Raw genomic sequence first — 12,436 nt, 5'->3', positions numbered from 1 at the left:
TTGGTATCGAAAAAGGGCATAGCCGTAGCGACCAGGGAGATAGCCATAGCACGCACATCAACGGTCAATCGGCGCTGGCTGCCCCTGAACGCCCTTCGGGCGTTCGATGCGGTTGGTCAGCGGCTGAGTTTCACGGCGGGCGCACAGGCGCTGAACGTCTCGCAAAGTGCCGTGAGCCGCCACGTCATCAGCCTGGAGGAATTGCTCGGGCACAAGCTGTTCGATCGCTCCGGCCAGACACTGGTGCTGACCGCGGCGGGCAAGGCGCTGCTCCCTGAAGTCAGCAAGTCGTTCGACCGGCTCGAGCAGACGATGAACGCGATCTGCGCCAATCCGAATGCGAGCCGCCCGATCCGCATCCATATCCCGCCCTCCCTGCTGCATCAGGTCGTGATGCCGATGATCCAGGCATTCCATGCCGAGCATCCCGACATCCGCATCGATATCTCCAGCTCGGGCGTCACCGGCCTGCCGAGCAACGAAACCGACATGGCGATCGTGTTCGACCGGCCCAATATCGACGACCGCGTGACCGACCTGTTGTGGATGGTGCGCGTTGCGCCGGTCTGTTCGCCGCAGACCGCCGCCGCTCATGCGGGCAAGCCGCTCGCGCAATTCCTCGCCGACAACGACCTGCTACACGTCAAGCTCGACGGAGAACCGCGCGGGCTGCTCTGGAGCATCTTTGCGCGCCAGTGCCGGATCGATCTCGACGTCGATCGCGGGCTTGCCTTCGACACCGCGCTGCTCGCGGTGGGCTATGCGATGAACGCGGGGGTCGCGCTGACCGATATCGACATGTTCGCGCCCGAGATCGCCGCGGGGCGGCTGGTCGTGCCGCATGATTGCGTGATCGACGACGGGTTCGGCTATTATCTGAAGCTGCGCCCGGAGGACCTGGCCGACCCGACGATCAGCCTGGTGCGAAGCTGGCTGATCGCCCGGTTCGCGGCGCGGCAATTGGATCAGGCCGCCGCGTGATGCCCTGGGGTTTTCGCCCCATGACAAGATTGGCATCGCGCGCGGCCGCCGATTGGCTATTCGGGGAATCATGGACATGACCACGATTCCCCCCGAACGCCGGGCCGATCCGGCCACCATCGCCATCCTCGAGACGATCGAGACGCGGCTGCGCTGGCTGTCGTCCTGGACGATCCACAATGCCAATCACCTGCGCGAAAGCCGGGATGGACTGAAGGTCGGCGGGCACCAGGCGAGCTGCGCGTCGATCACCGCGATCATGACCGCGCTCTATTTCGGCGCGCTCCGGCCGCAGGACAAGGTTGCGGTGAAGCCGCATGCCGGCCCGGTGCTCCATGCTATCCATTATCTGCTCGGCCAGCAGAGCCTCGACGCGCTGCAGCGCTATCGCGGCCTGGGCGGGGCGCAAAGCTATCCCAGCCGCACCAAGGACAAGATCCCGGTCGATTTCTCGACCGGGTCGGTCGGGCTGGGCGTGGCGATCACCGCCTTTGCCAGCCTGATCCAGGATTATCTGGTCGCGCATGGCGAGATGGCGGAGGCGGATACCGGCCGGATGATCGCGCTGATGGGCGATGCCGAGCTCGACGAAGGCAATATCTACGAATGCCTGATCGAGGCGTACAAGCACGATATTCGCAATTGCTGGTGGATCGTCGATTACAACCGCCAGTCGCTCGACAGCACCACCGCGGACCGCATGTTCCGCCGCTTCGACGACATCTTCGAAACCTGTGGCTGGCGGGTCGAAACGCTGAAGCACGGCAAGAAGCAGCGGGAGGTGTTCGCGCGGCCAGGCGGCCAGGCGATCGCCGACTGGATCGATGCCTGCCCCAATGCCGAATTCGCCGCGCTCACCTATCAGGGCGGGCCGGCCTGGCGGGAACGCCTGCTGGCGGATCTCGGCGCGGATGGCGACGCACGGGCGCTGATCGACGCGCATGACGATGCGGCGCTCGCGGCGCTGATGACCAATCTCGGCGGGCATTGCATCGAGACCCTGCTCGATGCCTTTGCGCGGTGCGACGACGATCGGCCGACCCTGTTCATCGCCTATACCGTCAAGGGCTATGGCCTGCCGTTCGCGGGTCACAAGGACAATCATGCGGGGCTGATGAACCCGACCCAGATCGAGGGGCTGCGCGGCGATCTCGGCATCGCGCCGGGCGAGGAATGGGCGCCTTATGGCGGCCTGGGCGACAACGCTGCCGCCTCGGTCCGCTCCTTCGTCGAAGCAAGCGCGCTTGCACGGCCGCGCGAGGTCGTCGCCGCGGCGCCCGTTCCAGTCCCCACCGCATTGCCGGTGCCGGACGGAACCGAGCTGTCGACTCAGGCGGCGTTCGGCCGGATCCTGCTCGATCTCGCCAAGTCGGGGCATCCGCTGGCGGACCGCATCGTCACCACTTCGCCCGATGTCACGGTGTCGACCAATCTCGGTGCGTTCGTGAATCAGCGCGGGCTGTTCCGCCGCCAGGAACTGAAGGACGTCTTCTCCGCCGCGCGCATCCCGTCGGCGCAGAAATGGGCCGGGCACGGTGCGGGCCAGCATATCGAGCTGGGCATCGCCGAGAACAACCTGTTCCTGATGCTCGCCGCGCTCGGCCTCGCGGCGCCGCTGTTCGGCACGCGACTGATCCCGATCGGCACGGTCTATGATCCGTTCATCGCCCGCGGGCTCGATGCGCTCAACTATGCCTGTTACCAGGACGCACGCTTCCTGCTTGTCGCGACCCCGTCTGGGCTGACGCTCGGGCCGGAAGGCGGCGCGCACCAGTCGATCAATTCGCCGCTGATCGGCATCGGCCAGCCGGGCCTCACCTATTTCGAGCCGGCGTTCGTCGACGAACTCGCGCTCATCATGGGCTGGTCGTTCGAGCATCTCCAGGCGGCGGACGGGGGCTCGGTCTATCTGCGCCTGACGACGCGGGCGATCGACCAGATCGAACGCCCCGACACTGGCTGGCAGGACGGCGCGCTGAAAGGGGGCTACTGGCTGAAGCGGCCCGGCGGCGACCGGGATGCCGCGATCGTCTTCACCGGCGCCGTCGTACCGGAGGTGCTCAGGGCGTATGAGGAACTGGCCGACGACCTGCCGGGGCTCGGACTCCTGATGGCGACCTCGCCCGATCTGCTCCACCGGGGCTGGTCCGCGCAGCGCGCGAGCCGCTGGACGGGAAAGAGGCGAGGGGCCTCGCACGTCGAGACTCTGCTCGACGATCTTGCGCCAGGAGCCGGGCTGGTGACGATCATCGACGGATCGCCGTCGACCTTGTCATGGCTCGGCAGCGTCCGGGGGATGCGGGTGAGCCCGCTGGGAACCGACAGCTTCGGCCAGACGGGCGACCTGCCGGATCTGTACCGCCGCTACAGGCTCGATACCGACGCGATGATCGACGCCGTCGCCGATCTTTTTCTCGATCGGGCAAACTGACCGCGGTTCATTGATGCCACCCCAGGAGGCGTGATCGAGCGCGACCTGCATTGCGGCCCGCAATTCGTGCGGTTGCTGGACCTGGAGGTGGATTGAAGCGATCTGGGGAGGTGCGGGCACGACGGCTCTCGGCTCGATCACGGGATGCGGATCGATCTGTTGGGGCTTGGTGCATTGAGAGCGCACCGCCCCGGTTATCGAGACCGCGGCTGGACGCTGGCGCGCATGCGGCTCCGAACCGAGATGCGGTCAACCCTAACGCGGACTGCCCAACTCCCGGCTGATCGTCTGGGCAGTCTTTCTCACCACGATCGACAAATCGCTCATGCGCTCTTCGTTCATATAATGCGTCACGCTCGACACGCTGACCGCCGCGACGATCGTGCCGGACGCGCTTCGTACAGGGGCAGCGACGCCGCGAACATCGTCGTCATTCTCGGCCAGGCCATAGGCATAGCCGGCCCGGGCGAAGGTCTTCATCCGCTCAAGCCACAGCTCCGGGTCGACTGCCGGCCTGCCCGCCGTGAGGTCAGCGGCGAGCCGGGATTTCCAGCTGGCTTCCGGGTCGTCAAGCATCAGCGCCTTGCCGGCGCTGGTCGTGGTCAGCGGCTGGGCGTCGCCTGGCCGGTTGGCGATGGTGATGCGGCGGGTGCCCGAGACCACGTCGATATAGACGACATGTTCATTCTGCAGCACGCCCAGGCGGACGGTGTCCTCGGTCGTCACGGAGAGCATTTCGAGATGCGGGTGCGCGACCTGGACGAGATCAGTCTGGGACTGGGCGACGAAGCCGAGTTCGAGCAGCTTGGGACCCAGGCGATAGCCGAGGCGCGGCGTCGCGGCGAGGTAACCGCGCTCGACCAGGCCATGTGCCAGGCGGTGGGCCGTGCTCCTGCTCAGCCCGAGCTTGTCGGCCAGTTCGCCATAGCTCGCCATGCCGTTGGCGACGGCCTCGATCAGATCGAGGCCGCGCATCATCGTCTGGCTTCCCTTGCGCGGGTCCGCCGATACGTCGGGCGCGTCGGCGTCGGCACCACTGCGCTTTCGGGACAGATTTGCCGGGTCCTTGTCGCTCATCCGCCTATCCTGCGCGACCTCGTGCCGTCAGGCCAGAGCGACATCGATGCCCGATTGCGCCCGCAGGCGCGGTGCATCGTCCCGGTCCGCCGCTAGCGGGAAGCTGAATTCGGGGGTCGGGGTGCCGGCTATATCCCATAAGGCCCCGCCATTGCCGCCCGAGCTGGACGCGATCCACCGCGCGGCCCCGCTCGTCACTATCGTCGCATAGATCGTGCCCGCGGGAATATTGACGGCGTCGCCGCTCGACAGGACATGCTCGACGCCGTCGAGCGTGACTTCCAGCATGCCGTCGACCAGATAGAGGAACTGGTGCGTTTCGGCGTGGCGGAGCGCTGGAATGGCCGCGCCGCGCCCGCCTTCGATCTGGCGCATGTCGACCATCGCCTTGCTTTCGGACGCGGTCAGCAACGCCGTCGAGAGATGGCCGAACAGGCTGCGCCGCGGGCCGAACCCGGCCTCGAGGAAATAGGACTGGTGCGCGCCGGGCAAGTGCTGGTCAGCCGCGCCGATCGGGCTCGCCTCGGCAAAGACCGGGTTCTCGACGCGCATGATGCGATGCTTGCCCATTGCCGGGCCCATCCGCGAGAAATCGAACGGATGGCCTGCCGGGGGCAGGCCGGTCATGCCCCACACCTCGCCGGCATCGGCGAAGAACTGCTCCCAGCCGCCCGGCGCGACGACACCGAAGAACTGGGTGCGCGGCGCGACGCTCTGATAGGAATGCGTGTCGCCCGGGCGGACATAGGCGAAATCGCCCGGCGTCAGCACGCGGCTCTGGTCGCCGCACCAGACCTGGAGCTTGCCGCGGGTGCAGAACCAGGTGTCGTGTTCGCGCTCATGCCAGTGCATCGGGATCGGCCCGCGATCGAGCGGCGCGTCGCAGACCACCGCGCCGAAGCCGCCCGCCGTCTCGTCCACGCCCGCCAGGGTCCGGATCATCTGGCCCGCGACGAGATGACAGGCGCCCTCGCCGGCACGCACGACATAAGGGGCGGTTCGGGTCTGGGTGGCCGTGTCGGACATTGGGGTTCCTTCGAAGTCGAGATCAGGAAAAGGGGATGGCGAGCTGCGCGCCCTTGCACGCAGCGCTTTTGGGCGGGGCGATGCCCCATTGGTCGGTCCGCCCCTCGGGCCAGACCCAATCCTGGGGCCCGCCGACGCGGTAGCTGTCGTCCACCTGAAGCACATCGGCGGTATATTCGATGACGAAGCCGAACGGGTCGACGAAATAGGCAAAGACATTGTTGCCCGGCCCGTGACGCCCCGGCCCCCAACCGATCGGGAAACGGTGATCGACCATCCTGCCCGACGCGCGCATCACGCTTTCCCAATCGGGTAGCTGGAAGGCGACATGGTTGAGCGTGTTGACCGGGGCTTCCGCGATCACCACCGAATGATGATCGTCATTTGTCCGCACGAACGCCATCATCTTCGACCGGTCGGTGAGCGTGAAGCCAAGCCCCTCGGTGAACAGCCGCGTATCCCGGGCGACGTCGTCGCTGTTGATGTTGACATGCGCCAGGCGTTCCGGCCGGTCGGGATCGAAGGGCAGGGGGGCGACGCGGCCGTCCTCGCGGACGATGCGGATGGCGCGGCCCTGCGGATCGCGAACGGTAATAGCCTCTCCGCCGCCCGGTTCGTCGAGCGCCTGCACGCCGTGAAGCAGCGCGCAGCCCTGGCCGGCCAGCGCGGCGGCAAGCGCATCGAGATCGCCCTCGGGCCGGGCACGGAACGTCATCGAGCGGATCGAGGCTTCCGTGCCGGCGTGCAGGGCGAGAAGCTGGGCATCGCTGCCGGTGCCGCGCAGCCAGCTCGTCGCGGCGGTCCGGCGGACCAGCTTGAGCCCCCAGACAAGGGTGTAGAAATCGGTCGCCGCGCCGAGATCGGGCACGACGAAATCGACGCTGCGGATGCCTTCCAGCGGAAACCGGTTCATGTGCGCCTGATCACTCCCGCCACTGCTGACGGCGAGATGCGCGGAAAGGGGTCCTCTCGCGCCGTTCGCCGCCGGCTCGACCATCGATCTGGACCGATCTGACATAGTTGTCCAATACGCGATTGCTAGGCAATCATAGTTTGTATCTATAGATCGACCACCGACTTCCGGAGCCCGCCATGATCGATCCCCGATTGATGCGCACCTATCTCGCGGTCTGCCGCGAACGCTCGATCAGCGGCGCGGCGCGGCGGCTCAACATCTCCCAGCCCTCCGTCTCCGTGGCGATCGCGCAACTCGAACATGTGCTCGGCACCAGCCTGTTCGGGCGCAGCCGGCTCGGCATCGCGCTGACGCCGGCGGGCACGGCGCTGTACCGGCGCGCCGAGGCGATGGAGGCGCTGCTGCGCGATGCGGTGGAGGAAGTCGCGCTGACCAAGCTGGGCGTGCAGGGACCCTTGCGGATCGGCGGCACGCCCGGCGCGCTGGTCAGCCTGGTGCCCGATGCGGTCGCGCGGCTGCATCCATCCGAGCGGCTGTCGCTCCACATCCTCGAACGGCCGGATTTCGAACTGACCGAGCTGCTGCGCAAGGGCGAGATCGAAGTCGCGGTCGCGACCACCGGGATCGAGGCACCGCCGCCGGATATCGAGGAACGCAGCATCGCCCGTGATCCCTTCGCGCTGATCGTCGGACGCGCGCATGACGGGCTCGGCCCGACGGTCTCGCTGCGCGACACGGTGGACTGGGGCTGGGTGTTGCCGCAGGCGGCTGGCGCCTTCCACCGCCAGATCGAGGCACTGTTCCTCGCCGCCGAGGTCGCGGTCCCGGCCGATGTGATCCGCTGCGATTCCCTGCTGACCTCCAAGGCGATCGTGCAGCAAAGTGCCCGCGTGACGATGCTGCCGCGCGGCGTGGTCGCGGCCGAACTGTCGATCGGCGTGTTGCGCGCAGTGCCGATCAGCGACGCCGCGATCGTGCGCAATGTCGGCATTCGCATTCTCGCCGATCAGCCGCTGTCCGAACTCGGCGCGCGCTTCGTCGAAGCGATCGAGGCAGGCAGCGACTTATAAACTGCAACTATGCATTTACCAAAATCCAATATTTTACTTTTGACGTCGTGAGCGAGCACATGATCCCCAGCCGCCAGCAGCGCGGCCAGAGGGGATTGCACCATGCATCACGGCTCGACGAGCCCCGGAAATGACGGACGCGGTACCGGCTGGCGCATGGCGCCCTGCGGTGGTCGTCGGTGAGCGATACGGTGCATGTCGCGATCGTCGGGTGCGGACCGGTCGGTGCACTCGCTGCGAACCTGGTGGCGGCGGCCGGCTTCCGGACGTTGGTCGTCGACCGCGAAGTCGAGCCGCATCCACTGCCCCGCGCAGTCCATCTCGATCACGAGATGATGCGGCTGTTCCAGTCGGCCGGGTTGATCGACACCATTCGTCCGCGCATGAACGAGACGGAGGGGCATCTCCATATCGGCGCGGATCACGGCGTGATCCGCTACATGGGCACCGCCGGCCGCGACAAGCCGTTCGGCTGGGCCAATGACTATTTCTTCTATCAGCCTGAGCTGGAGGATGCGCTCCGCGCCGGCATAGGGCGCTTCGCCAATGCCGAACTGCGCCTGGATGCTGAACTCGTTGGTATGGAACAGGATAAGGGCGGCGTGACGCTCACCCTGCGCTCGGGCGAGACATTGTCGCAGGTGCGGGCCGATTATGTGATCGCCTGTGACGGCGCGCGCAGCACAGTGCGCAAGCTCCTCGATATCGATCTCGACGATCTCGATTTCGAGGAACCCTGGCTGGTGGTCGATGTCGATGTCGATGGGCCGGTGCGTTTCCCCGATCTGTGGGGTGTACCCGAGGCGGCCGATCTGCAGCGCCTGTCAGTGATGATGTGCGATCCCGCGCGCCCGGCGACGTTGGTGCCCGGTCGCGGGTCGATGCGCCGCTGGGAGTTCATGCTCCTCCCCGGCGAGGACGATGAAGAGATGATGCGGCCCGAAAAGGTCGCGGCGCTGCTGGCGCCCTATCTCGACGGCGTACCGCACCGGATCGTCCGCGCGGCGACCTATCGCTTCCATGGCCTGGTCGCTTCGCGCTGGCAGCAGGGCCGGGTGTTCCTGGCCGGCGATGCCGCGCATCAGACGCCGCCCTTTTTCGGCCAGGGCATGTGTCACGGCATGCGCGACGTCGCCAATCTCGCCTGGAAGCTGGCGGCGGTGGACCGCGGCGAAGCGGATGCCGGGCTGCTCGACACCTATCAGCCGGAACGCGATCCGCATGTGCGCGCGGTGATCGCGGCGGCGGTCGAGGCGGGGCGCTATATCTGCGAGCTCGACCCCGACCGTGCCGGTGAGCGCGATGCGACGATGCGCCAGCGCGCGCGTGCCGTATCGAGCGGTACCGCCGCCGATCTCATCCCGCCGATCCGCAAGGGCGTGGTCGCACCGGGCACGCCGGGCGTCGGCGAGCGCTTCATCCAGCCGCGCGTCGCGGATGGTGCGCTGCTCGACAATGTGACCGGCCATGGCTGGCGGTTGTTCGTGCGCGACGCCGATCTGCTCCCGGCCGGACAGCGAGCGCTCAAGGCCTCGCCGGTCCCGGCCAGCGTCATCGATGCGAGCACGCTCGGCGATAGCGACGGAGTCGCGGCCTGGCTCGACCATCGCGGCGTTCGTTCGGTGCTGGTCCGCCCCGATTTCTACGTGTTCGGTACCTCGGCCGGCGATCCGGCCGTGCTGATCGAGAAGCTGCGCCGCGCGCTGGCGTCGCGGGCCGAGGCGATCGCGTCATGACCTCCGCCATCCTCTTCAGGAGACGATCCTTGGCATTTCTGAGCTTCCTTCGCCCTGACGGCACCGCCGGTTTCGGCCGGGTCGAGGGCGATCGCGTGATCGATCTTGCCGCGGCGCCCGGCGCCCCGGCCGACCTCAAGGCAGCGATTGCGACGGGATCGCTCGATAACCTCGTATCGGACGCGTCGCTGGCACTGTCCGACGTGACGCTGCTGCCGGTGATCCCCAACCCGGGCAAGATCCTGTGCGTCGGCCATAATTACGAAAGCCATCGCCAGGAGACCGGCCGCGCCAAGGCCGATCATCCGTCGATCTTCACCCGGTTCGCCGATACCCTGGTCGCCGACGGCCAGCCGATCGTCCGGCCGCGCGCCTCGACCGATCTCGATTTCGAGGGTGAGCTGGCGGTGGTGATCGGCCGCGGCGGCCGCGCCATCCGCGAGGAGGACGCGCTCGGCCATGTCGCCGGCTATGCCTGCTTCAACGACGCCTCGGTGCGCGACTGGCAATGGCACACCAGCCAGTTCATCCCCGGCAAGAACTTCCCCTCCACGGGCGCGCTCGGACCCCGGCTGGTCACGCCCGAAGAAGCCGGCGACCTGACCGAAGTCCGTGTCGTCACCCGGCTCAACGGCCAGGTCGTCCAGGACCAGCCGATCGGCGACATGGTTTTCCCGATCGCGAAGATCATCGCTTACATTTCGGCCTTCACCCCGCTGTCGCCCGGCGACGTGATTGCGACCGGTACGCCCGGTGGGGTCGGCGCCAAGCGCACGCCGCCGCTGTGGATGAAGCCAGGGGACCTCATCACCGTGACGATCGGCCCGATCGGCACGCTCACCAACCCGATCGCCGACGAAAACTAAGCGTCACAAGACGCATCACGACAACAGGAGAGGCACCATGACACGATTCATTGCCGCAGCACTGACCACCACCAGCCTGATGGCACTCGCCACGCCCGCCGCGGCCCAGCAGGCGCCTGCGCCGGCGGAACAGGACGGTACCGACCAGGCTGCCGAAGCCGATAGCAGCGCGATGTCCGACATCATCGTCACTGCGCAGCGCCGGCAGGAAAACGTCACCAAGGTTCCGATCTCGATCACCGTCGCCAATCAGGCGCAGCTCGAGCGGCAGCAGGTCAATACGGTCAACGATCTGAACCGGATTGCGCCCTCGTTGGAGATCCAGGCGGCGCCGGGCCAGAACACCGGCGGCGGCGGCACGATCCGCGGCATCGGCACCCAGACCTTTTCCGCCGGCGCAGTCGCGTCGGTCGGCGTGGTCGTCGACCAGGTCAGCCAGGGCAATGCCAACATCAGCGACCTGTTCGACGTTGCGCGGGTCGAGGTGCTGAAGGGCCCGCAGGGCACGTTGTTCGGCCTCACCACATCGGCCGGCGTCATCAACATCTCGACCAACGCGCCCGACCCGACTCACTTCAGCGCGCGGCTCCGCACCGAATTGTCGAGCGCCGGCTTTGCCGGATCGCAGTTCGGCAATCAGATCATCCAGGGCCTCGTCAACGTGCCGCTCAGCGAGAATGCGGCGTTGCGCGTGTCCGGCCTCGCCAATCTGCGCCAGGGCGTCAATCGCAACGCCCTGACCGGCCGGTTGAATGACAGCAATCGCTATGGCGGCCGCGCGCGCTTCCTGTGGAAGCCGACCGCCGATCTGACGGTCAATCTGATCGGCGATTACAGCGAGAGTCATTTCAACGGCGCCGGCGATTTCTTCACCTTCGTCAAGACCGGCGGGCCAGGGCCCTTCCTGGGCGGCGCGGGCTTCGATCCGCTGGGCATCACCGCCCGCCTCGCAAGCTGCGGCGTGACGCCGGGCGAAGGCAATCGGAACTATTGCACGAACCAGTCGGTCGTCGGTCGCAGCTCCAATTATGGCGGCTCGGGGCAGGTCGATTATGACGCCGGCCCGTTCACGCTGACCTCGATCACGGCCTATCGTGAAAGCCGCGAGCGCGGCGCCGGCGCGGCGGGCAACGTGTTCCGGGCCGATCCGCTCGAGCTCCAGGTCAATAATGGCGACGTACACCGCAATCTCAGCCTGTTCACGCAGGAATTCCGCGCTGCCTCGCCGGCGGACCAGGTCCTCGAATATACCGTCGGCGCCTTTTATTCGCGCCAGAAGCAGACGCGCACGCCGGAAACGCTGAGCGTCACGCTGATCCCGGCGCCCGGCGTCGCCATCCCGATCGTGCGCTCGCTGGGTGCCAATGACAGTATCGTGGATGAATCGCTGGCGGTGTTCGGGCAGGGGACAATCCACCTTACGCCGGAACTCCGCCTGATCGCGGGCGGTCGCTACACCAGCGCGAAGCTGTCGCTCGACCGGTATAATTTCGACGTGCCGGCCAGCCCCAACCAGGCCCAGCGGCTCAGCAGCGCGGTCGTGTCGTACCGTTTCGGCGCGCAATATAACCTGACCCCGGCGACCATGGTCTATGCAACGGTTTCGCGCGGCTTCAAGGGCGGCCAGATCGCGACGCCGTCGGCCCCGCTGACGCCTTATGTCGTGCGCCCTGAGATCCCGATGGTCTATGAAGGCGGCCTGAAGACCACGTTGTTCGGCGGCTGGGTGGCCGACATCAACATCTTCTACCAGAAGATCCGCGACTTCCAGGCGCAGCAATGCACCGTCGATGCGAACGCGGTCATCTCCTGCGTTCAGACCAATATCGACGGCGTGAAATCGCGCGGCGCGGAGATCAATTTCTTCGGCAGGCCGTTCGACGGCATGTCGCTCAACACCGGGTTCATCTACGCCAAGGCGACCTATCCGACCGGGTTCCTCGGTACTGACGGTACCAATCTCGGCGGGACTCAGCTGGCCTATGCGCCGAAGTACAAGTTCACCCTGTCGGGCGAATATGAGCATGCGCTGACCGGCGGCTTCAAGGGCTTCATCGCTGCCGACACCGTCTGGAAATCGCGCCTGCGCTACGAGGCGAATTCGCGGATCGAGACGACCTTCCGCCCGCACTGGATGACGGGCGGGCGGATCGGCGTGCGGACCGACGACGATCGCTTCCAGGTCGCGATCTTCGCGCGCAACCTGTTCGACGTCCACGAGCCCTCGCTGCTGCAGAGCGACTTCCCCTATAACGGCACCGCGAACATCGGGGCGATCTATGGTCCCCAGTCGTTCCGGCAGGTCGGACTGAGCCTCGACGGCAAATTCTGAT

9 protein-coding genes are annotated in these 12,436 nt (G+C 66.7%); 6 read left to right on the top strand and 3 right to left on the bottom strand.

Annotated features, from left to right (window positions below; translation table 11 throughout):
* Positions 1–18: 18 nt before the first annotated feature.
* Together ACZ1I2_RS16805 and ACZ1I2_RS16800 are read left to right on the top strand one after the other, a co-directional pair.
* Positions 19–981, top strand: a complete 963-nt coding sequence (locus tag ACZ1I2_RS16805; RefSeq protein WP_465181668.1) for a LysR family transcriptional regulator — start codon at positions 19–21, stop codon at positions 979–981.
* A gap of 76 nt (positions 982–1,057) precedes the next feature.
* Positions 1,058–3,412 carry a transketolase family protein gene (locus ACZ1I2_RS16800; protein ID WP_465176471.1) on the top strand — a complete coding sequence of 785 codons (2,355 nt, stop codon included), beginning with the start codon at positions 1,058–1,060 and terminating at the stop codon, positions 3,410–3,412.
* Between the two features lie 255 nt (positions 3,413–3,667).
* On the opposite strand, the gene ACZ1I2_RS16795 is transcribed toward ACZ1I2_RS16800, so the two are convergent.
* Genes ACZ1I2_RS16795 through ACZ1I2_RS16785 form a run of 3 tightly spaced genes read right to left on the bottom strand, consistent with a single transcriptional unit; the run spans position 3,668 to position 6,428 of the window.
* Entirely contained in the window at positions 3,668–4,489 is an 822-nt protein-coding gene (locus ACZ1I2_RS16795) for an IclR family transcriptional regulator (protein ID WP_465176472.1), read from the bottom strand.
* A 27-nt stretch (positions 4,490–4,516) separates the two neighbouring features.
* A complete protein-coding gene (locus ACZ1I2_RS16790; RefSeq protein WP_465176473.1) occupies positions 4,517–5,515 on the bottom strand; it encodes a cupin domain-containing protein in 999 nt (332 codons plus the stop codon).
* Positions 5,516–5,537: 22 nt separating this feature from the next.
* Positions 5,538–6,428, bottom strand: coding sequence for a VOC family protein (locus ACZ1I2_RS16785; protein WP_465176474.1), 891 nt, complete (start codon positions 6,426–6,428; stop codon positions 5,538–5,540).
* 179 nt (positions 6,429–6,607) lie between these two features.
* On the opposite strand from ACZ1I2_RS16785, the gene ACZ1I2_RS16780 reads away from it, so the two are divergent.
* The 4 genes from ACZ1I2_RS16780 (at position 6,608) to ACZ1I2_RS16765 (ending at position 12,435) form a co-directional block, all read left to right on the top strand.
* A complete protein-coding gene (locus ACZ1I2_RS16780) occupies positions 6,608–7,501 on the top strand; it encodes a LysR family transcriptional regulator (protein WP_465173018.1) in 894 nt (297 codons plus the stop codon).
* 179 nt (positions 7,502–7,680) lie between these two features.
* A complete protein-coding gene (locus ACZ1I2_RS16775; protein ID WP_465176475.1) occupies positions 7,681–9,237 on the top strand; it encodes a bifunctional 3-(3-hydroxy-phenyl)propionate/3-hydroxycinnamic acid hydroxylase in 1,557 nt (518 codons plus the stop codon).
* A gap of 29 nt (positions 9,238–9,266) precedes the next feature.
* Entirely contained in the window at positions 9,267–10,103 is an 837-nt protein-coding gene (locus ACZ1I2_RS16770; protein ID WP_465176476.1) for a fumarylacetoacetate hydrolase family protein, read from the top strand.
* 37 nt (positions 10,104–10,140) lie between these two features.
* Positions 10,141–12,435, top strand: coding sequence for a TonB-dependent receptor (locus tag ACZ1I2_RS16765; protein ID WP_465176477.1), 2,295 nt, complete (start codon positions 10,141–10,143; stop codon positions 12,433–12,435).
* The last annotated feature ends 1 nt before the right edge of the window (position 12,436 follow it).

Source organism: Sphingomonas sp. BL-S-29, assembly GCF_055521495.1.
The sequence above is the reverse complement of the archived record's forward strand: the minus strand, read 5'-3'. Positions and strand labels throughout refer to the sequence as shown.

Coding starts and splice junctions, on each gene's coding strand:
- ACZ1I2_RS16795 (WP_465176472.1), bottom strand. CDS start 4,489: ATGAGCGACAAGGACCCGGCAAATCTGTCCCGAAAGCGCAGTGGTGCC.
- ACZ1I2_RS16800 (WP_465176471.1), top strand. CDS start 1,058: ATGACCACGATTCCCCCCGAACGCCGGGCCGATCCGGCCACCATCGCC.
- ACZ1I2_RS16790 (WP_465176473.1), bottom strand. CDS start 5,515: ATGTCCGACACGGCCACCCAGACCCGAACCGCCCCTTATGTCGTGCGT.
- ACZ1I2_RS16780 (WP_465173018.1), top strand. CDS start 6,608: ATGATCGATCCCCGATTGATGCGCACCTATCTCGCGGTCTGCCGCGAA.
- ACZ1I2_RS16765 (WP_465176477.1), top strand. CDS start 10,141: ATGACACGATTCATTGCCGCAGCACTGACCACCACCAGCCTGATGGCA.
- ACZ1I2_RS16785 (WP_465176474.1), bottom strand. CDS start 6,428: ATGAACCGGTTTCCGCTGGAAGGCATCCGCAGCGTCGATTTCGTCGTG.